The following is a 21,056-nucleotide window of genomic DNA, read 5'->3' on the forward strand; positions in this document are numbered from 1 at the left end:
GCGATGCCTCGGTGAACTGCAGACCGTGCAATGTCGATAATACGTCCCGGCGACCCGATCAAGCTTTGCCGCGCATTCCGAGAGACCATAACGAAAAGACCCCGCAGGTCGCCCTGCGGGGTCCGGGATTCCGCTCTTGCTCGCCTTACGAATGCGCGAGGATCGCAAGGAGCAGCAGGGCGATGATGTTGGTGATCTTGATCGCCGGATTGACGGCAGGGCCCGCCGTATCCTTGTAGGGGTCGCCGACGGTGTCGCCGGTCACGGACGCCTTGTGGGCCTCCGAGCCCTTGTGGTGGGTGATGCCCGCCTCGTCCGTAAAGCCGTCCTCGAAGGACTTCTTGGCGTTGTCCCAGGCGCCGCCGCCGGAGGTCATGGAAATCGCCACGAAGAGACCGGTGACGATGACGCCCAGAAGCATCGCGCCCACGGCCGAGAAGGCCTGAGACTTGTCCGCGATCCAGTAGATCACGAAATAGGTCACGATCGGGGCCAGCACCGGCAGGAGCGAAGGCACAATCATTTCCTTGATCGCCGAGCGGGTCAGCATGTCCACCGCGCGTCCGTAGTCGGGACGGTCGGTGCCTGCCATGATGCCCGGCTTCTCCTTGAACTGGCGGCGCACCTCCTCGACCACTGAGCCGGCCGCCCGGCCCACCGCCGTCATGGCGATGCCGCCGAAGAGGAACGGAATGAGGCCGCCGAAGAGAAGCCCGACCACCACGTAGGGATTGGCGAGCGAGAAGTCCGGCACCACGCCCTGGAAGTACGGGTATTGGGCCGCATTCTGGGTGAAGTAGTTGAGGTCGGAGGTATAGGCCGCGAACAGCACAAGGGCGCCGAGACCCGCCGAGCCGATGGCGTAGCCTTTCGTCACGGCCTTGGTGGTGTTCCCGACCGCATCCAGAGCGTCCGTGGACTTGCGGACCTCCTTCGGCAGACCCGCCATTTCGGCGATACCGCCAGCATTGTCCGTCACCGGGCCGAAGGCGTCGAGGGCGACGATCATTCCCGCGACAGCCAGCATGGCCGTCACCGCGATCGCGATGCCGAACAGGCCTGCGAGCTTGAAGGCGACGATGATGCCCGCAACGATCACGAGCGCCGGGAGCGCCGTGGATTCGAGGGAGATGGCCAAGCCCTGGATGACATTGGTGCCGTGGCCAGTGACCGAGGCCTGGGCGATGGAGCGCACGGGGCGAAAGCCCACGCCCGTGTAGTACTCGGTGATGACCACAATGAGCGCCGTGACGGCAAAGCCGATGACGGCGCACCAGAACAGGTCGAGCCCGGAGAACGTGACGCCGGCGAGCGTCTCGAAGCCGATGGTCAGCCATGTCACGAGGGCGATGGCGACGACCGAGAGCAGGCCGGTTGCGATCAGGCCCTTGTAGAGAGCGCCCATGATCGACTCGTTCTGGCCCAGCCGCACGAAGAAGGTGCCGAGGATCGAGGTCACGATGCAGGCCGCCCCGATGGAGAGCGGGAAGAGCATCATCGTGTCGAGGCTCGGGTGGCCGGCGAAGAACAGGGCCGCCAAAACCATGGTGGCGACGATGGTCACCGCATAGGTCTCGAACAGGTCGGCCGCCATCCCGGCGCAGTCGCCAACATTGTCGCCCACGTTGTCGGCGATGGTCGCCGGGTTGCGCGGGTCGTCCTCCGGAATTCCGGCCTCGACCTTGCCGACCAGATCGCCCCCCACGTCGGCGCCCTTTGTGAAGATGCCGCCGCCAAGGCGGGCGAAGATCGAGATCAGCGAGGCGCCGAAACCGAGGGCCACGAGGCTGTCGATGACGACGCGGTCACCGGGAAGCAGGCCGCCGAGGCGGGTCAGGTAGCCGTAATAGAGAGCGACGCCGAGCAGGGCGAGGCCCGCGACGAGCATGCCCGTCACGGCTCCGGCCTTGAATGCGACGTCCAAGCCGCCGCCGAGGGACTGGGTGGCCGCCTGCGCCGTGCGGACATTGGCGCGGACGGACACGTTCATGCCGATGAAGCCGGCTGCGCCCGAGAGGATCGCGCCGATGGCGAAGCCGATGGCGACGCGAAGGCCTAGGAAATAGGCGATGATGGCGAAGAGCACCACGCCCACGATGGCAATGGTGATGTATTGCCGGCGGAGATAAGCCTTTGCGCCTTCAGCAATTGCGTTCGCAATTTCCTGCATACGCTGAGAACCGGCGTCGCGCTTCATCACATCGCTGATGGCCCAGAGGCCATAGGCGATGGAAAGAAGGCCGCCCAGAATGATCAGGGTCAGTGCCATTGTACTTTTGCCATCCTTGTTATGGGAAAGCAGAAAGCCGCGTCACAAGGCCTCTATTTTGGCCTTGATGGCCCCCACCCCCAGCGAAGTCTATACTTGGTGACAAAAAAACAGGCACCCCGCAACGATCCTTCCGGCGAAACCCACAGGAAGACTTTAAGCTGCTGCGGGAAACTTCGCCCGTCCCTGCCAGCTTAGCAGAACTAGGGCGACCAGGACCGGCGGGAAGACGAGCCAGTTCACGCTGTCCCACCCGCCCCCATTGAGAAGCTGACCGGCAGAGAAGGAGGCTGCGGCGACCGAGCCGAAGACCAGAAAGTCGTTGGCGGCCTGGACTTTCGTGCGCTCCTCCGGGCGGTAGCACTCGGTCACGAGGGCCGTTGCGCCGATGAAGCCGAAGTTCCAGCCGACCCCGAGGAGGATCAGTGTGATCCAGAAATGGGCAATGGTGATGCCCGACAGGCCGACCAGGGCGGAAACGGCGATGAGGACGAGCCCGGCCGCGGTCACCCGCCCCTTTCCGAAGCGCCCGATCAAGCGGCCGGTGAAGAAGCTCGGGCCGAACATGGCGAGGATATGCCACTGGATCCCGAGGGCCGCGGCTCCGACCGGGTGACCGCATCCGATCATGGCGAGGGGCGCCGCCGTCATGACGAAGCTCATGAGACTGTAGGAGACGAGACCCGTCACGGCGGCGACGATGAACCGGGGCTGCCGCATGATCTCGAGAAGCGGCCTTCCCCCGGAACTCCCGCTCGGTGCGACAATGACAGGCGCAGGTCTCAGGAAGGAAACGACGATCATGGACAGGAAGGCCAGGACCGCCTGCCCCAGGAACGCTCCGGAAAACGGAGCCGTTTCGACGGCATCGCGGGTCCAGATGCGGGTCCAGATGACGGTCTGGGGACCGATGATCCCCGCGGCCAGCCCGCCGGACATCACCCAGGAGATCGCCCTCGGCTTGAAGGCCTCGGAAGCAGAGTCCGTCGCCGCAAAGCGGTAGCTCTGGTTGAAGGATCCGTACATGCCGATGATCAGCGTGCCGATGCAAAAGAGCATGAAGCTGAACGAGGTGATGCCGAAGGCAGCCAGGCAGCCTCCGAACAGGCCGATGGCGGCGCCCACGATGTAGCCGATGCGCCGCCCGGCGCGCCGCATCAGCATGGCGGCCGGGATGGTGCCGAGCGCCAGACCGAGATTGAGCAGGCTCACGGGAAGGGTGGCGAATTCCTTGTTGCTGGCCAGGGACTGCCCGACGAGGCCGCCCAAGGACACCACGATGGCCGGGCTCGAGCCGCCGAGAGCCAGAGCGACGGCAAGGACAAGAGCGTTGCGCTTGGCGAGGGCATCGCCGTCCGGGATCGGGGCGGCACTGCTAGAAATGTGAGTATGAGCCGACATCGTAGCGTCTTTCGATACCTTCCATCCGAAAGACTGGGCGCTCATGCCCTTCGAGGACACGGCCAATCACGGACAGGGTGATACCGACGCTATCTGCCTCTTTGAGGAAGCTGTCGAGGTTCTTTTCGGGAACGGTGCAGAGAATCTCGTAGTCGTCTCCCCCGGTCAGAACCCGATCCACCAGAGTAGGATCGGCCTCGACGGCCCTGCGAGCAGCGGCGGACAGGGGGACTTGGCCGATCTCGACTATGGCGGTCACGCCGCTCGCCCGCATCATCTTTGCAAGGTCGCCCGCCAGACCGTCGGAGACGTCCATGGCGGCCCGGGCATGGGTCCTCACCGCCTTTGCGAGGCGGTGGCGGGGCTGCGGATTGAGATATCGGTCGGCGAGGAAGGCTCCGTCCCCCGGCAAGAGACTCGCTGTCCAGGCCGGAGACGAGCGCAGCGTGAGCCCAAGGGCGGAATCGCCGATGGTTCCGGTGACGCAGATCACGTCGCCCGCCTTCGCATCCATCCGGTGGACCATGTGTCCTTTGGGCAGTTCTCCGATGGCGGTCACCGAGAGCGTCAGCGCACCCTTCGCTTTCACGGTATCACCACCCAGGAGCGGACAGGAGAAGTCCCGGGCAGCTTCGCCCAAGCCGGCGGCAAAGCCGGCAAGCCACTCCTCGGTCCAGTTCTCGGGCAGGGCAAGGCTCAACAGGAAGCCAGCCGGATCGGCGCCCTTCGCTGCGAGATCGGAGACATTCACGCCCAATGCCTTTCGGGCAATGGAGCCCGGCGGATCACCGGGAAGGAAGTGCACTGTCTCGACCAGCGCGTCCGTGGTGAGGATAAGGTCGTGCCCGGGCTTGGGAGAAAAGCTAGCTGCATCGTCCAGCAGGCCCAGCCCGCCCTCGCCCGCGAGGGGCGCGAAGAAGCGGGCGATCAGGCTGTCTTCGCCGAGGCGTTCAGGAGATCCCATGGAACGATGCCACCCGCCGCCCGTAGTTCTACCGCTTGGCCTGTCCCGCCGCCTTCTTTTCCAGCTCGCCGGGACGGACCTCGCGGGCCAGATTGTCGAGCACCGCGTTCACGAGACCGGGCTCGTCCTCGCCATAGAAGCCATGGGTCACGTCCACATATTCGGAGATCACGACCCGGGCCGGCACGTCCTTACGGTAGATGAGCTCATAGCCGCCGGCGCGAAGGATGGCGCGCAGAACCGCCTCGACGCGCCGCAGGGGCCAGCCGGAGGCAAGCGCGTTGTCGATCTTCACGTCGATGGGGCGCTGGTTGTCGACCACGCCCCGAATGATGTCGCGGAAGAAATTGACGTCGGACGGCTTGAACTCGATCCCCTCGACCTCCCGGCCGATCCAAAAGGCCTCGAACTCCGCCAGCGCATCGAGGACGCTCTTGCCGGATACGTCCATCTGATAGAGGGCCTGGACAGCCGCAAGGCGGGCCGCCGAGCGCTCTGCGGGCTTCGTCATGATCAGGCCTCCTCGAGGTTACGCTTGATGCGCAGGACGGCCAGAGCCGCTTCCACCGCTCCCCCGCCCTTATTCAATTCATTCACACGGGCTCGGGTCCAAGCCTGCTCGTCGTTCTCGACGGTGAGAATGCCGTTGGCGAGGGGGATGCGGCGGGCGACCGACAGGTCCATGAGGGCGCGGGCGCTCTCGCCCGCGACAATGTCGTAGTGCCCCGTCTCGCCGCGGATCACGCAACCGAGAGCCACGACGGCGTCGTAAGGCCTGCCAGCCTTTGCGGCAGCATCCAGGGCAATGGCGGCGGTTGCAGGGATTTCGAGCGCCCCGTCCACCGTCAGCACGTCGACGATCGCCTGGGCCTCCTCTGCGACCCCGCGCGCCCCGCGCAGCAGTTCGTCGGCGATATCATCGTAGAAGCGCGCCTCGATGACCAGGATGCGGGCGCCGGGAACCGGCGGACGGGAGCTTTGCGGCTTTGCGGAATGCGAGACCATGGGTGACTTGTGAAACCTTTGTCTGTGTCCTCCCTCTTCCTGAGGAGCGGAGAGGATCCGCATCTCGAAGGAGGGTTTCGGGAACACTGGAGCGCTCTCGTCCTTCAAGACGGCCTGCGGCCTTCTCAGGATGGAGAGCTATGTACGGGTCCGGGAATGCTGAGCGTCCCTACCCTGCCCCGCGCGCCTCCGCAAGGCGTGCCGCGTAGCGGGCCATCAGATCGACCTCGAGATTGAGCTTGTCGCCGACCTTCCGCGCGCCCCAGGTGGTCACGTTCAGAGTGTGGGGGATGATAAGGACGGAGAAGATGTCGTCCGTTACCGAATTGACGGTCAGCGATGTGCCGTCCAGGCAGACGGAGCCCTTTTCCGCAATGAAGGAAGATAGGGCCTGCGGAGCCTTGATCACGAAGCGGGCAGTCGGCCCCCATGGGTCGTCGCCAGCGGTGATGGCCTCCCGCGCCACGATGGTGGCGACGCCGTCCACGTGCCCGGTGACAATATGGCCGCCGAGCTCGTCCCCGATCTTGAGGGCGCGCTCCAGGTTGACCCGTGTGCCCGCCTGCCACTCCCCGACCGTGGTGCGCTCCAGGGTCTCGGCGGCGGCATCCACATCGAACCAGCAGCCTCCCTCTTCCCGGGGACCGAAGCCGACCACCGTCAGGCATGGTCCCCCGCAGGCGATGGAGGCCCCCATCGTAATCGTTGCCGGATCATAGGCGGAATGGACGCGCAGGCGCTTGAGCGTGCCTTGCGTCCCATCGACCGTTGCAACCTCACCGATATCGGTGACGATCCCCGTAAACATCAGGGTTTCTCCCAAAACATGAAAAGGTCGCGGCCGATCTGCTCCTCGGCCACGAAATCGAGGTTGTCCATCCGGTCCTGAAGCGAAAGGCCGAGCGCCGGCACGTCGCCTTCGCCCCTGGCGGAGCGGCCGGTGACGAGGAGGAGTTCGTCGATCAGATCCGACGCAGCCAGGGCATCGGCCAGACCGGGGCCGCCCTCGCAGAAGATCCGGGTCAGTCCGCGGGTCCCCAGCAGTGCCAGCGCCTCGGGCAGCGAGACGCGCCCGTCTGCGTCCGGAGCCACGCGCATGATCTCGACGCCCTGCGCTTTCAACGCCTGCTCGGGTTCGACCGGGGCCTCGGCGGCGGCGACGATCCAGGTCGGGATCTCCCGCGCTCCGGCAGCGACACGCGATGCGGCGGGGGTCCGAAGGTGGGAATCGAGGATGACGCGGATGGGCGAGCGCCCTTCGAGGCCCGGCAGGCGGACATTGAGCAGCGGGTCATCCGCCAGCACTGTCCCGACGCCTACCATGATCGCATCCGCATGCGCCCGCATGAGGTGGACGCGCGCATTGGCGGTCTCGCCGGTGATCATCAGGCGGCCGCCGCTGCGCCTGCCAGCAAATCCTTCCGTGGTCCGCGCCAGCTTCAGCGTCACGGCCGGCCGCCCCTTCGCCACGCGGGTGATATGGCCGCGATGGGCGCGGAAGGCCTGTCCTGCGAGGCAGCCGACCGAGACCTCGATCCCGGCCTCGCGCAGCCGGTTATGGCCCAGCCCTGCGACGCGGGCGTCAGGGTCCTCCAGGGCGGAGACGACCCGTAAGACCCCGGATTCGACCACCGCATCGGCACAGGGAGGGGTCTTGCCGTGGTGGGAGCAGGGTTCAAGCGAGACATAGAGCGTCGCTCCCCTCGCCCGCTCTCCGGCGGCGGCGAGCGCCACCCGCTCCGCATGGGGACGGCCTCCGGGCTGGGTCGCGCCCTGGGCCAGGATGACAGGCCCACCGCCGCGCTCGTCCACCACCACGGCGCCGACCGACGGGTTAGGCCAAGTCAGGCCGAGATTCCGCTCGCCCAGGGTGACGGCGAGGCGCATGAAGCATTCATCCTGCAGGGTGGCCTCGGGCAGCGCACCCCTTGGCCCGGAGGCGCTCATCACTCGGACTGCACCGGCTTGCGCCTGCGGGAGGGTGCGGGCTCCACGCCCTCCACCTCGGCGAGCTTGCCCAGGATCTCTTCGAAGTCCTTGGCCTCGCGGAAGTTCTTGTAGACGGAGGCGAAGCGCACATAGGCCACGTCATCGAGGCCCTTCAGACCCTCCATCACGAGTTCGCCCACGGTCTCGCTCGGAACCTCGCCGTCGCCCATGCTCTCGAGCTGGCGCACGATGCCGTTGATCATGCGCTCGACGCGCTCGGGCTCCACCGGGCGCTTACGCAAAGCCACCTCGACCGATTGCTGGAGCTTGTCCCGGTCGAACGGCACGCGCCGGCCGGAGCGCTTCAGCACTGTCAGCTCGCGCAGCTGCACGCGCTCGAAGGTCGTGAACCGGCCACCGCAATCCGGGCAGATGCGGCGGCGACGGATGGCCGAGGAATCGTCCGTGGGGCGGGAGTCCTTCACCTGGGTGTCCAGGCTCCCGCAATAAGGGCACCGCATCGGTCAGTCTCGATATCAGGTGTAGATCGGGAACCGGCGGGTCAGCTCGTGGACACGATGCTTCACCGACTCCTCGGTCGCAGCATTGCCCTCGTCCCCATGCTTGGCGAGGCCATCGAGCGTCTCGACGATCAGCTCGCCCACCCGCTTGAACTCGGCCACGCCGAAGCCGCGGGAGGTGGCAGCGGGGGTGCCGAGGCGGACACCGGAGGTCACCATGGGCTTTTCGGGATCGAAGGGAACGCCATTCTTGTTGCAAGTGATGTGGGCGCGGCCGAGCGCGGCTTCCGCCGCCTTGCCGGTGAGCTTCTTCGGACGCAGGTCCACCAGCATCAGGTGATTGTCCGTGCCGCCGGCGACGATGGCGTAGCCGTTCGCGAGCATCGTGTCGGCCAGGACCTTGGCATTCTCGACCACGGATCGGGCATAGAGCTTGAACTCAGGCCGCAGCGCCTCGCCGAAGGCCACGGCCTTGGCGGCGATCACATGCATGAGCGGACCGCCCTGAAGGCCGGGGAAAATCGCGGAATTGACCTTCTTGGCGATGTCCTCGTCATTGGTGAGAATCATGCCGCCGCGCGGGCCGCGAAGGGTCTTGTGGGTGGTGGTGGTGACCACGTGGGCGTGGGGGAACGGAGACGGATGCGCGCCGCCCGCGACGAGGCCCGCGAAATGGGCGATGTCCACCATGAAGAAGGCCCCGACCTCGTCCGCGATCTCGCGGAAACGGTCGAAGTCCCAGAAGCGGGAATAGGCCGAGCCGCCGGCCACGATCACTTTTGGCTTATGCTCGCGGGCGAGGCGGGCGACCTCGTCCATGTCGATGATCTGGTCCTCTTCACGAACCTTGTAGCTCACCACATTGAACCACTTGCCGGACATGTTGACCGGGGAACCGTGGGTCAGGTGGCCACCGCAGGCGAGGTCCAGCCCCATGAAGGTGTCGCCGGGTTTCATGAGTGCCATGAAGACTGCCTGGTTGGCCTGGGAGCCGGAATTCGGCTGGACGTTGGCGAACTTGCAGTCGAAGAGCCGCTTGGCGCGGTCGATGGCGAGTTCCTCGGCGATGTCGACGAACTGGCAGCCGCCGTAGTAGCGGCGGCCCGGATAGCCCTCCGCATACTTGTTGGTCATCACCGAACCCTGGGCCTCCAAAACGGCCCGGGAGACGATGTTCTCGGAGGCGATCAGCTCGATCTCGTCGCGCTGGCGACCGAGCTCCAGCTCGATGGCGCGGGCGATCTCGGGATCGCTGTTGGCCAGGCTCGCCGAGAAAAAGCTGTTGGACAGATGGCTTCGTGCCGCTTCACCCGCGCTCATGGTCATCCTCGCCTTCCTGTGAGCCCGCCTGAAACGGCCGCTCGGTCTGAATCGTCTGGCCTTTACCATGGGCCGGCGAAGTGCGCCAACCCGTCGAAGACCTGCCTAACCGGCTTTTGAAAAACGACAGCCCGCCTGAAGGCGGGCTGTCGAATGGATATTTCCGTTAGGGCGGATCAGTTCTGCAGGAACATCTCCGCATCGGGCTCGGTCGGCTCCACGCTCGCGACCGGGATCGCGGCGCCGAGGCCGTCCTTGCCGTAAATGTCGTCGCGGAACTGCACGAGGCCGTCCGGGGTCGCCCAGGCGGTGATGTAGACCCAGCGGATCGGCACCGCCTGGGCGAGCCGGGCATCGATGCGCTCGCCGGACTTGAAGGTGGCGTCGATCTGCTCGCGGGTCCAGCCGGGCGTGTCCTTCAGGAGCCACTCGATGTAGTCGCGCACATTCTGCACGCGGATGCAGCCCGAGGAGACGAAGCGGAAATCATCGCCGAAGATGCCCTTGGAGGGCGTGTCGTGCATGTAGACGCCGTGCTGGTTCGGGATGTTGATGCGCACGAAGCCCATGGAGTTGAGTTCGCCGCCCGGATCCTGCCGGAAGCGATAGCGGGTCGCCTCGTCCGAGAACCAGTTGACCTGGGACGGCGAAAGCTCCTGATCTCCCTTGAAGATCCGGATCTTGTTGTCCGTCAGGTAGCTCGGCTCCTTCTGCATCTTCGGGATCAGATCCTTCTTGATGATCGAAGCCGGCACGGTCCAGAAGGGATTGAAATTGACCTCGACCACCTTGGAGTCGAGGAGCGGCGACTGGCGGTCGACCTTGCCGACGCCGGCGGCGTGGCGGGTGTGGACCACCCCGTTCTCCACCGTCTCGACGAGGGCGGCGGGAATGTTGGCGACCACGTACTTGTTACCGAGGCCGCGCATCTGGGCACGCAGGCGCTCGACATTGATCTCGAGCTGGCGGATGCGGATATCGACCGGCACGTTCATGGCCGCAATGGTCGCAGCCGTCATCGTGCCTGTGGAGCTGATGCCGTGGCGGGCCTGGAAGCGGCGAACGCCCGCCTCGACGTAGGAATCATAGATCGGCGACTGGCCCGCGGCCGGGTCGAGATCGCCGGTGACGATCAGGCGCTGGCGGAGAGCCATGACGGCCGGGCTCTTGGCGCCGACCCGCAGCCCCTGGACGCCCTGGACCGGCTGCCAGCCGCCGCGCGCGGCGATAGCGCGGTAATACTCGATCATCTGCTCCGTGGCCGCGAGGGCCTCGGGCGACAGCATGGGGGTCGAGATCCGCTGAACGCGCGTGCGGGACACGGCCTCGTAGTTCTGCGACCATTCGGCCTGTCCCTGAGCGAATTGCTGGGCCAGGGCCGAGATCGCAGGCGTGAAGACGAGGGCGAGCGATCCTGTCAGGAGGGTTCGGCGAGACAACATGAGCACAGGCTCTTCCCTGTTGGATATAGTCGACGGGCGGCGCATGAACGGGGTTCACGACCACCTTTCTCTTCCGGCGATCTCTGCCGGGAGAGAATTAAGGAACAGTGTCGAGAACGGAGAACTTCGGGGCCATTTTATGGCAGAATGGCTGGCCGGCAGGATCTTGGTTCTCGAAACCGCATCCGACACCATCTCTAGCCTGGAACTGTGTTTCTGAGGATACACTTCCCCGTGAAGCTGAGCCGTGGACCGGCAGCCCACGCCCCCCTCTCCCGTATCACATTCAGAATTGCTTGTAAGCTATTATTCCTAAGCTAGTTTTCCCAATTCGACTCCCGGGCTGCCAGCCAGGAGATCCCCAGATAGATCGCGACAAGGGTCAGGAAGAAGACCATGGTAGGCATCCCGCCGGAGACGATGCCCGGGAAGAACGCCGCCAGAATCAGGTGACTCATCACCGCCAGAAGCCACATGATTCCGCCCCAGGTGCTGGCCATCCACAGGCCCACCGCCGCGATGAGGTCGATCAGGGCGAAATAGATGACGGTCGCCTGATAGCCGGTGGAACGGTTCTCGAAATGGCCGATGGGCGTCCAGATCCCGAGGATGACGGCCCAGGCGCTCAGGCCCTTCATGATCCAGACGATCGCCAGGACGCGCATGAACCAGGTGAGAACGAAGCTCCAGCGCAAGGCAGAGGGAGCGACCGGATGCTCCTCGATCCGGTCCGAGATGTAGTCCCTGCCGGCCTCGGACGTGTTCCCGGGCCCCGTATTGCGCGCCATCAGGCGACCTCCAGTTCCTGATCGCCCAGGCTGGCGAAGTGCTTCTCGACGACGGCGGGATCCACATCGCCGATGGCGGCGGGCTGCCATCGGGGGCTGTTGTCCTTGTCGACGATCACCGCCCGTACGCCCTCATAGAAGTCATGGCCGTCCGGAATCCGGGAGACGATGCGAAATTCGGTCCTCATCGCGTCCTCGAAATCCAGTGCACCTCCCCGGCGCACCTGCTCGAAGGCGATGCTCATGCTGGTCGGCGACTTCGTCCGCATTCCGGCAGCGGTCCGGGCTGCGAACTCGGAGCCCTTGGCTGCGGCCTCGTCGAGACGCTTCAGGATGGCGGCGACGCTATCGGCGGAGAAGCAGTCATCGATCACTGCCTGCTCGGAGGCCAGAGGTGCGGGACCGGGATCGATGGCGGCCGCCTTCAAGGCCTGCTCCACCGGCTCGCCGTCGGTCAGCGCTTGCCGCAGGCTATCGATGCTCTCGCTCGCGACTGCATGGGTGGCGAGCCCCAGCATGACGGCATCGGCCCGTTTGACCCGATCGCCCGTGAGCGCAAGATACATGCCCATCTGTCCCGGCAGGCGCGGCAGGGCGTAGGTCGCCCCGACATCGGGGAAGAAACCGATGCCGACTTCGGGCATCGCGAAGAGATAGCGCTCGCCTGCGACACGGTGCGAGCCGTGGAGCGACACGCCGACGCCGCCCCCCATGACGATGCCGTCGATCAGCGAAACATAGGGCTTCGGATAGCGCTTGATGACGATGTTGAGCTGGTATTCCTCCCGCCAGAAGGCAAGCGCCTCGTCTCGCCTGCCGGCTTTGAGGTCTTCGGTCAACTGGCGGATGTCGCCGCCGGCGCAGAAGGCCTTTCCGCCCGCACCCTGGACGACGATCCGCGTGACGGCGGGATCCTTGGCCCAGGAATCAAGCGCCCGGCGCATCTCGCGGACCATGCCAAGATTCAAGGCATTGAGCGCGCGCGGCCGGTTGAGCGTGATCAGGCCGGCCGAACCTTGCCTCTCGCAGACGACTTCGACGCTCTCGTCCATCCGACACTCCTTCTGATCCGCCGCGCTTAACCGGCAGAGACTGCAAAGGTCAATGCTTCGCGATGCGGTCCGCTATTTCACACGGTTTGCGGCGGAATGCGATGAGGAAACCTTTTTTGGAGCGATTTAAATGTGCTAACCCTCGCCCATCCGCCGGCGCGTCGAGTCCGGCCCGGGACAAGGACCCATGTCGAAACTGTCACCTCTTCCCCGCCGCTCCGCCGAGGCAACCGCCTCTTCGTCCCTGGCCTTGTCCCATCGCCTGCGACGGAACCGGAAGGCCGAGTGGTCGAGGCGGCTGGTTCGGGAGAACGTGCTGACCGCGGATGACCTGATCTGGCCCGTCTTCCTCATCGACGGTGCGAGCGGGCGGCAGGCTGTGGGCTCCATGCCGGGCGTCGACCGCCTGACCGTCGGGGAGGCCGTAAAGGAAGCCGAGCGCGCCGCCGCCTTGCGCATTCCGGCCATCGCCCTGTTTCCCTATACCGACCCTTCCCTGCGCGATCCGACCGGCTCCGAGGCGCTCAACGCCCGCAATCTCGTCTGCCGCACGGTGCGCGAGATCAAGCGCGCAGTGCCCCAGATCGGGATCATCACGGACGTCGCCCTCGATCCCTATACGAGCCACGGCCATGACGGGGTGATGGACGGCGAGCGCATTCTCAACGACGAGACCGTGGCGCTCCTGGCCCGGCAGGCGGTTCTCCAGGCCGAAGCAGGCTCCGACGTCATTGCTCCCTCGGACATGATGGACGGTCGCATCGGCGCCATCCGCAGCGCCCTCGACGAGGCGGGCTTCCAGGATGTGCAGATCATGGCCTATGCGGCGAAGTACGCCTCGGCCTTCTATGGTCCCTTCCGGGACGCCATCGGCACCAGTGCCACGCTCGTCGGCGACAAGCGCACCTATCAGATGGACCCCGCCAATTCGCACGAGGCCATCCGGGAGGTCGCCCTCGATCTCGAAGAGGGCGCGGATATGATCATGGTCAAGCCTGGCCTGCCCTATCTCGACATCGTCCATCGGGTGAAGGACACCTTCGCGGTGCCGACCTTCGCCTACCAGGTCTCCGGCGAGTACGCGATGATCGAAGCCGCCTCCGCCAATGGCTGGATCGACGGGGACCGTGCGATGATGGAAAGCCTGCTCGCCTTCAAGCGCGCCGGAGCCGACGGCATACTGACCTACTTCGCTCCCCGCGTGGCGGAGAAGCTGAAGGCCCAGGGCTGAGGATCCTTCGCAGCGAGGCCCGGCCCATGTCAGGCTCCGGTATCCTTCGGGCATGGCGGCTCGCCTGCAGCCTGCTGGGTTTTGGCCTCCTCGCGGCCTGCGGCCTCTCGACCGACGCGGAGCAGACCCGGGTCTGCCGCTCCGCCCTTCCCGCCCTCAATCCCGGCGCCAGGATCACCGTCGAGCAGGTGCGGGCCGGTCCCGTTCCCCGCAGCCTGCGGATCGACTATCTCGCCGAGTACCCGGATCGGCCGCTCCTGGAGCGGTTCGCCATCTGCCAGTTCGCGGCGGAGGGCCTTTCACCCAACAAGGCGGAACTGACGGGGCTCGCCACGGAGGAAGGCGAGGTCTCGGGCGCCAACCTCTATCTCCTGAAGCGCTACTACATCGAGACGCCGGAGGGCGTTGCCGGCGATCCCGGCAGCCGGCCGGATGCCGATGTGATCGAACTGCCGCAAAGCGCAGCCTACTGGCTTCAGCAACTGCTCGTGAGCCTGCCGCGAACTTCGATCTATGCCCTGCTCTCCGTCGCCTTCGCGCTGATCTTCGGCCTGAGCGGGCGGATCAATCTCGCCTTCGGCGAGCTGGCAGCCGTCGGGGCGGCCGCAAGCGTGACGGGAATCTCCATGGCCCTCGTGGCCGGAGCGACCTCTCCCGTCTTCGGCCTTGCCCTGGGCCTTGGCGCTGCGCTCTTTGCAGGCGCGATGCACAGCGCGGTCGGCGGGTACATCACCATCGGGAGAATCGTGAGCGCGAGTTCCCAGCCGAGCCTGATCGCAACGGTCGGCCTGTCGCTTTTCCTTATGGAGTATCTCAGGCTGGTCCAGAGCCCGGTCACGGTATGGGTTCCCCCGGTCTGGTCCGACGCCTGGCCGCTCGCCCGGGCGGGCGACTTCCTCGTCAACCTCACGCCGGTCAGCGCTGTCACGGCGGGGCTGGCCCTGCTGGCGGCCCTGATTCTGCTCCGGCTCATGAAGGCGACCTCCTTCGGCCGGGCTTGGCGGGCCTATGCGGACGATTCCCGCGCCGCTGCGCTTTTCGGGATCGACGGCGGCCGCCTCCTTGTCCAGACGCTGGCGCTTGCCGGCGCCATGGCCGCTCTCTCGGGGCTCCTGATCGTGGTGCAGTACGGCGGCCTGGGCTTTGCCGGCGGCTTCCAGTTCGGCCTCAAGGCGCTGATCGCCGCCATCATCGGCGGGATCGGCTCGATTCCGGGCGCGCTTTTGGGTGGCGTTGCGGTAGGATTGTTCGAAACCGTCTGGTCTGCATATTTGCCTATCGAAGCGCGCGACATGGCTCTCTACGCTGCGCTGATCGTCTTTCTGATCTTTCGGCCCGGCGGATTGCTGGGCTTCCAAGATCCAACACCACGACCCGTGTAAGGGCGGGAATCGTATCCGGAGGAAATCGTGGCCCAATACGCCATCACTATCGAGGATGTGGAGCGTGCAGCGGAGACTATCCGAGGACAGGTGCTGCGAACGCCGCTCGTCCCTGCGCCTCGCCTGTCCCAGCTGACGGGCGCCACCGTCTGCGTCAAGCACGAGAACATGCAGCCGACCGGCTCCTTCAAGGAGCGCGGCGCGGTGACGAAGCTGGAGAGCCTGAGCCTGGAGGAGAGCAGGCGCGGCGTCATCGCCATGTCGGCGGGCAATCACGCCCAGGCCGTGGCCTATCACGCCCGGCGGCTCGGAATCCCGGCGACCATCGTCATGCCGGAAGGCACGCCTCTGGTGAAGGCGGAGAACACCCGCTCCTATGGCGCGCGCGTGATTCTGTTTGGCGAGACGCTCTACGAAGCCGCCGTCCAGGCCCGCGAGATTGCCGAGCGGGAAGGCCTCGTCTTCGTCCATCCTTACGACGATCCGAAGGTCATGGCCGGCCAGGGCACCATCGCCCTCGAAATGCTGGCGGATGCGCCCGATCTCGACCAGATCGTGGTTCCCATCGGCGGCGGCGGCCTGATCTCCGGCATCACCATCGCCGCCAAGGCGCTCAAGCCCTTGATCGAAATCATCGGCGTGGAAGCGGCGCTCTACCCCTCCTTCCACAACGCCATCGGCGGCGAAGACCGTCCCATCGGCGGCGCGACCCTGGCCGAGGGCATCGCGGTGAAGACCGTCGGCCAGCTTCCCCTCCCGGTCGTGCGCGATCTCGTCTCCGACATCGTCCTGGTCGACGAGCCGCTCATCGAGCGCGCCGTCAACGCCTATGCCACCCTGCAGCGGACCATGGCGGAGGGAGCGGGCGCATCGGGTCTCGCGGCCATGATGGCGGAGCCGGAGCGCTTCAAGGGCAAGAGGGTCGGCCTCGTCCTCTGCGGCGGCAACATCGACGCCCGCATCCTCGCCTCCGTCATGGTGCGCGAACTCGAGCGCGACGACCGGATCGCCTCCTTCCGCATCACCTCGAACGACCGGCCGGGTCTGCTCGGCCGCGTGGCGAGCCTGCTCGGCAGTCTCGGGGCCAACATCCTGGAGGTTTCCCACGGCCGCCTCTTCCTGGATGTGCCCGCCAAGGGCGTTTCCATCGACATCACCATCGAAACGCGCGGAAGAGCGCATACATTGGAGGTGTTCGAGGCCCTGGCGGCGGAGGGTCTCGCCCCGCGGCGGATCGATTCCCGCTGCCTGTCGGAAACCGCCTATTGAGGACGAAACGATGGTCAACCGCCCCTATCCGCCCATGAGCTACGAAGCTCACGCCGTCGACGCCCGGATGACGGAGGGCGTCATCGCCCGGCGCTTCTGGGCCTATCTGATCGATGTCATCGTCGTCGCCCTGTGGGTGGTGCTGCTCTCCATCGCGATCTTTGTGCTCGGCCTCCTGACCTTCGGACTCGGTTGGGGGCTTTTCGCCCTGCTTCCGCTGACCGCCCTCTCCTTCGTGGTCTATAACGCAATCACCATCGGCGGCCCGTCGCAGGCGACAATCGGCATGCGCTTCATGGGGCTGCGGGTGGTCGATCCCGGCACCGGCCGCCCCGTCTCCATGATCGCGGCGGCCGTCCATGCGCTTCTGTTCTACGTGGCGGTCTCCACCTTCCTGCTCTGGGCCTGCGACGTGCTCGTCGGGTTCTTCCGGAACGATGGCCGCTTCGTGCGCGATCTTCTGACCAACATGCTGGTGATCCGGACATAAGAAGGGTTGCGGCATCGCTGCCCCTTTTCCTGGACGGATCAGGCACCAATGTTATCCTTGAGCGTTGAGTCTGCTCTTGGGGATTCTTGACGGGGCCACACAGCTTGACGAGCCAGCCGCGCGACGCACCGCAGTTCTACCTCACCTCGCCTTCGGCATGCCCCTATCTGCCGGGCAAGGAAGAGCGAAAGGTCTTCACTCACATCGTGGGACGGCGCGGGCGGGAGCTGAACGAGATCCTGACGCAAGGCGGCTTCCGCCGTTCCCAGACCATCGCCTACAGGCCCGCCTGCGATTCCTGCCGGGCCTGCGTGTCCGTGCGCGTCGTGGTGGACGAGTTCGAGCCCTCCGGCAATCTGCGGCGCACCCTCAAGCGCAATGCCGACCTGATCGGCAATGCCCTGCCGAACCGCCCCACCTCCGAGCAGTACTCCCTCTTCCGCCGCTATGTGGACCTGCGCCATGCGGACGGCGGCATGGCGGACATGACCGTCCTCGACTTCTCGATGATGGTCGAGGACAGCCATGTGGATACGCAGATCATCGAGTATCGCCGGCGCGGGATTGACAGCGGCATCACCGGGCGCGGCACAGGCGACCTGTTCGCTGTGTGCCTGACGGACGTGATGAGCGACGGCCTGTCGATGGTCTATTCCTTCTACGATCCCGACGAGCAGGACCGCTCGCTGGGCACCTTCATGATCCTCGACCATATCGAGCGCGCGAAGGCGATGGGCCTGCCCTATCTCTATCTCGGCTACTGGGTGGCGGGCTCCAAGAAGATGGACTACAAGGCCCGCTTCAAGCCGCAGGAGCGCCTGCTGGCGCAGGGCTGGGTCCGGACGGAGTAACCGGCCGGGCAAAGGGCGGCTTGCAAAAACCGCCGGAACAACGGAGCCGACGGCCCGTTGCGGTACATCCATGACAGAAAGGGTGTGCGATGGCGAAGGTCCTGGTCCTCTATTATTCCTCCTACGGCCATATCGAGCAGATGGCCCAGGCCATCGCCGCAGGCGCGCGCTCCGTCGCCGGAACGGAGGTGACGATCAAGCGCGTGCCGGAACTCGTGCCGGAGGACGTGGCGCGGAAATCCGGCATGAAGGTCGACCAGGACGCCCCCATCGCCAGCCCGAACGAACTCGCCGATTACGACGCGATCATTTTCGGAACGCCGACCCGCTACGGGAACATGGCGGCCCAGATGCGCAACTTCCTCGACCAGACCGGCGGGCTGTGGGTGAAGGGCGCGCTCGTCGGAAAAGTCGGCAGCGTGTTCGCTTCGACCGCCACGCAGCATGGCGGCCAGGAGACGACCATCACCTCGTTCCACACGACGCTTCTCCACCACGGCATGATCATCGTTGGCCTGCCCTATTCCTACCCGGGCCAGACCAAGATGGACGAGGTCTCGGGCGGCACGCCCTACGGCGCGACGACGCTTGCAGGCAGCGACGGCTCGCGCCAGCCGAGCGAGAACGAGCTGGGAGGCGCCCGCTTCCAGGGCCGCCACGTTGCCGAGATCGCCGCCCGCCTGGAGCGAGGCGCCGGGGAACGCGGACCGGCTCCTGCAGACATGAACAACCCGACCGAAACGACCGGGGGAACGGCGGATCAGGGCTGAGGCACGTCATGGCCGGCCTTATGCCGGTGATCTCAGGAAGCGCCGCGCCTTCGGATCGGGATGGCCGGGACAAGCTCGGCCATGACGTGGAGCATTCTTACTCCCCGAACCTGTTCGATTTCGGGAAGCCCTTCGGCGGCAGGCGGCCGGCTTCGGTGCGGTCGCCCATCCAGTCGCGCAGGTCCTCCTTGGCGACGGTCCAGGTGCGGCCCGAAGTATCCTTCCAGGTCAGGCCGTCCTTCAGCTTGAAGACCTTGGCGTCGGAGACGCCGCCGTCCTTGTAGCGCTGGAGGCGCACGCCCTTGCCGCGGGTCATCTCCGGCACCTGCTTCGCAGGGAAGATCAGGAGCTTGCGGTTCGCGCCGATGATGGCGATGTGGTCGCCCTCGGCCTCGGTGCAGACCACGGCCTTGGCCGGCGCGTCGAGGTTAAGGATCTGCTTGCCCTTGCGGGTGTTCGCGATGGTCTCGTCGGTCGGGACGATGAAGCCGCGCCCGTCGGAGCCGACCAGGAGCAGCTTGGAGCCCGCCTTGTAGGGGAAGGCGGCGATGAAATCGGCTCCCTCCTCCAGGTCGACCATGAGGCGGATTGGATCGCCGAAGCCGCGGCCGCCCGGAAGCTTGGAAGCCTCCAGCGTGAAGAAGCGCCCGTTCGTCGCGACGACGACGATCTTGGAGGTCGTCTCGGCGAAGAAGGCCGTCTTCAGCGCGTCGTCGCCCTTGAACTGCACGCCCGACAGATCGGCCTGGTGGCCCTTCATGGCGCGGATCCACCCCTTTTCGGAGACGATGACCGTGATCGGCTCGCGCTCGATCATGGCCTCAGCGAAGTCGATGTCGGAGGTGTCCGGCGCATCCGCGAAGGTGGTGCGGCGCTTGCCCAGCGCCGTCTCCGGCCCGAAGGTCTTGCGGACCTCCTTGATCTCGCCGGCGATGGTCTTCCACTGCACCTTCTCGGAGCCGAGGAGTTCCTCGATCTTGGCCTTCTCGTCCTGCAGGTTCTTCTGCTCGCGCTTGAGCTCCATCTCCTCGAGCTTGCGCAAGCTGCGCAGGCGCGTGTCGAGGATGGCGTTGGCCTGGACATCGGTAAGCTCGAAGACGCGCATCAGTTCCTGCTTGGGCTCTTCTTCCTCGCGGATGATTTTGATCACCCGGTCGAGGTCGAGATAGACGATGAGCAGGCCCCCTAGGATCTCCAAGCGCCTGTCGATGGCGGCGAGCCGGAAGCTCGAACGGCGGATCAGGACCTCGCGGCGGTGGTCGAGCCACTCGCGCAGGCATTCGGCCAGGCCCAGCACCTTCGGCACCTTGCCGCCGGCGAGCACGTTCACATTCATGGGGATGCGGCTCTCGAGCTCGGTGAGCTTGAAGAGCGATTCCATGAGGATGATGGGATCGACCGTCTTGGCGCGGGGCTCCAGCACCACGCGGATATCCTCAGCGGATTCGTCGCGCACATCCGCGAGAAGCGGCAGCTTTTTTTCCTGCAGAAGCTCGGCGATCTTTTCGATCAGGCGCGATTTGGGCACCGCATAGGGGATCTCGGTGACGACGATCTGCCAGTTGCCGCGGCCGAGATCCTCCTTGGTCCAGCGCGCACGCACACGGAACGAGCCTCGGCCGGTGCGGTAGGTCTCGGCCATGGAGGACGCGCTCTCCACGATGATGCCGCCGGTCGGAAGGTCCGGTCCCGGCACATACTGCATCAGCTGCTCGGAAGTCGCGTTCGGCTTCGAGATCAGGTGCAGGGCCGCATCGCAGAGCTCCGCCGCGTTGTGGGGCGGAATCGAGGTCGCCATGCCCACCGCAATGCCCTGCGAGCCGTTCGCCAGCAGGTTCGGGAAAGCGGCCGGGAGAACCACCGGCTCCTCATTCGCCTGGTCGTAGGTCTCGCGGAAATCGACCGCATCCTCGTCGATGCCGTCGAGCAGCAGGCGCGCAACCTCGGTCAGGCGCGCCTCGGTGTAGCGCATGGCGGCGGCGCTATCGCCGTCGACATTCCCGAAATTGCCCTGCCCGTCCGCCAGCGGATAGCGCTGCGCGAAATCCTGCGCCATGCGTACGAGAGCGTCGTAGATCGACTGGTCGCCGTGCGGGTGATACTGGCCCATCACGTCGCCCACGATGCGCGCGCATTTCTTGGGCGCGGATTTGGGGTCGAGGCGCAGGAGGCGCATGGCATGCAGGATGCGGCGGTGGACGGGCTTCAGCCCGTCGCGCGCATCCGGCAGCGCCCGGTGCATAATGGTGGAGAGCGCATAGGCGAGATAGCGCTCTTCCAGCGCGTCCTTGAGATTGATGTTCTCGATCTCGCCCCCTGACGGCGGATTGACCGGCTTACCCATAAATCGAAATCCTCGAATGCGAATCGCT

19 protein-coding genes are annotated in these 21,056 nt (G+C 65.7%); 6 read left to right on the top strand and 13 right to left on the bottom strand.

All coding sequences use genetic code 11. The features are described from left to right. Nucleotides 1-145 precede the first annotated feature (145 nt). The 12 genes from LG661_RS10990 to LG661_RS11045 form a co-directional block, all read right to left on the bottom strand. Nucleotides 146-2,269: a sodium-translocating pyrophosphatase gene (locus LG661_RS10990; RefSeq protein WP_230531928.1), complete on the bottom strand. Its 2,124-nt coding sequence runs from the start codon at nt 2,267-2,269 to the stop codon at nt 146-148. Between the two features lie 156 nt (nt 2,270-2,425). Then, nucleotides 2,426-3,670, bottom strand: a complete 1,245-nt coding sequence (locus LG661_RS10995) for an MFS transporter (RefSeq protein WP_230531929.1) — start codon at nt 3,668-3,670, stop codon at nt 2,426-2,428. Continuing rightward, nucleotides 3,645-4,634 carry a thiamine-phosphate kinase gene (gene thiL, locus LG661_RS11000; RefSeq protein ID WP_230531930.1) on the bottom strand — a complete coding sequence of 330 codons (990 nt, stop codon included), beginning with the start codon at nt 4,632-4,634 and terminating at the stop codon, nt 3,645-3,647. Before thiL ends, LG661_RS10995 begins: the two co-directional genes overlap by 26 nt. Nucleotides 4,635-4,662: 28 nt before the next feature. Beyond that, nucleotides 4,663-5,145, bottom strand: a complete 483-nt coding sequence (gene nusB / locus LG661_RS11005; protein ID WP_230531931.1) for a transcription antitermination factor NusB — start codon at nt 5,143-5,145, stop codon at nt 4,663-4,665. A gap of 2 nt (nt 5,146-5,147) precedes the next feature. After that, nucleotides 5,148-5,639 carry a 6,7-dimethyl-8-ribityllumazine synthase gene (gene ribH, locus LG661_RS11010; RefSeq protein WP_230531932.1) on the bottom strand — a complete coding sequence of 164 codons (492 nt, stop codon included), beginning with the start codon at nt 5,637-5,639 and terminating at the stop codon, nt 5,148-5,150. A gap of 169 nt (nt 5,640-5,808) precedes the next feature. After that, on the bottom strand, nt 5,809-6,447 hold the full coding sequence (locus LG661_RS11015; protein ID WP_230531933.1) for a riboflavin synthase: 639 nt from the start codon (nt 6,445-6,447) through the stop codon (nt 5,809-5,811). After that, complete coding sequence (gene ribD, locus LG661_RS11020) at nt 6,447-7,586, bottom strand: bifunctional diaminohydroxyphosphoribosylaminopyrimidine deaminase/5-amino-6-(5-phosphoribosylamino)uracil reductase RibD (RefSeq protein ID WP_268995450.1); 1,140 nt, start codon at nt 7,584-7,586, stop codon at nt 6,447-6,449. The genes LG661_RS11015 and ribD overlap by 1 nt, the downstream gene beginning before the upstream one ends. Further along, nucleotides 7,586-8,089, bottom strand: coding sequence for a transcriptional regulator NrdR (nrdR, locus tag LG661_RS11025; protein ID WP_230531935.1), 504 nt, complete (start codon nt 8,087-8,089; stop codon nt 7,586-7,588). The genes ribD and nrdR overlap by 1 nt, the downstream gene beginning before the upstream one ends. 15 nt (nt 8,090-8,104) lie before the next feature. Next, complete coding sequence (gene glyA / locus LG661_RS11030; RefSeq protein WP_230532022.1) at nt 8,105-9,409, bottom strand: serine hydroxymethyltransferase; 1,305 nt, start codon at nt 9,407-9,409, stop codon at nt 8,105-8,107. 176 nt (nt 9,410-9,585) lie between these two features. Then, on the bottom strand, nt 9,586-10,851 hold the full coding sequence (locus LG661_RS11035; protein ID WP_230531936.1) for a L,D-transpeptidase family protein: 1,266 nt from the start codon (nt 10,849-10,851) through the stop codon (nt 9,586-9,588). Between the two features lie 317 nt (nt 10,852-11,168). Continuing rightward, on the bottom strand, nt 11,169-11,639 hold the full coding sequence (locus tag LG661_RS11040) for a DUF6163 family protein (protein WP_230531937.1): 471 nt from the start codon (nt 11,637-11,639) through the stop codon (nt 11,169-11,171). Next, on the bottom strand, nt 11,639-12,691 hold the full coding sequence (locus tag LG661_RS11045; protein WP_230531938.1) for an enoyl-CoA hydratase/isomerase family protein: 1,053 nt from the start codon (nt 12,689-12,691) through the stop codon (nt 11,639-11,641). Before LG661_RS11045 ends, LG661_RS11040 begins: the two co-directional genes overlap by 1 nt. 187 nt (nt 12,692-12,878) lie before the next feature. Between LG661_RS11045 and hemB the strand changes: the two genes are divergently transcribed. The 6 genes from hemB (at nt 12,879) to wrbA (ending at nt 18,684) form a co-directional block, all read left to right on the top strand. After that, entirely contained in the window at nt 12,879-13,922 is a 1,044-nt protein-coding gene (gene hemB / locus LG661_RS11050; protein ID WP_230531939.1) for a porphobilinogen synthase, read from the top strand. Between the two features lie 26 nt (nt 13,923-13,948). Beyond that, on the top strand, nt 13,949-15,304 hold the full coding sequence (locus tag LG661_RS11055) for a branched-chain amino acid ABC transporter permease (RefSeq protein WP_230531940.1): 1,356 nt from the start codon (nt 13,949-13,951) through the stop codon (nt 15,302-15,304). A gap of 24 nt (nt 15,305-15,328) precedes the next feature. Continuing rightward, entirely contained in the window at nt 15,329-16,573 is a 1,245-nt protein-coding gene (locus LG661_RS11060) for a threonine ammonia-lyase (RefSeq protein WP_230532023.1), read from the top strand. 10 nt (nt 16,574-16,583) lie between these two features. Beyond that, nucleotides 16,584-17,063 (top strand): RDD family protein, encoded by a 480-nt coding sequence (locus LG661_RS11065; RefSeq protein WP_230531941.1) that lies wholly within the window; start codon nt 16,584-16,586, stop codon nt 17,061-17,063. Nucleotides 17,064-17,167: 104 nt separating this feature from the next. Next, on the top strand, nt 17,168-17,914 hold the full coding sequence (locus LG661_RS11070; RefSeq protein WP_230531942.1) for an arginyltransferase: 747 nt from the start codon (nt 17,168-17,170) through the stop codon (nt 17,912-17,914). Nucleotides 17,915-18,003: 89 nt separating this feature from the next. After that, nucleotides 18,004-18,684, top strand: a complete 681-nt coding sequence (gene wrbA, locus LG661_RS11075; RefSeq protein ID WP_230531943.1) for an NAD(P)H:quinone oxidoreductase — start codon at nt 18,004-18,006, stop codon at nt 18,682-18,684. A 97-nt stretch (nt 18,685-18,781) separates the two neighbouring features. Here wrbA and parC read toward each other — a convergent pair whose 3' ends face one another. Beyond that, the gene (gene parC, locus LG661_RS11080) at nt 18,782-21,028 is read right to left on the bottom strand and encodes a DNA topoisomerase IV subunit A (RefSeq protein WP_230531944.1); all 2,247 of its coding nucleotides are present in this window, start codon (nt 21,026-21,028) and stop codon (nt 18,782-18,784) included. Between the last annotated feature and the right edge of the window lie 28 nt (nt 21,029-21,056).

The organism is Microvirga roseola, assembly GCF_020866965.1.
In the GTDB taxonomy this organism is placed as follows: domain Bacteria; phylum Pseudomonadota; class Alphaproteobacteria; order Rhizobiales; family Beijerinckiaceae; genus Microvirga; species Microvirga roseola.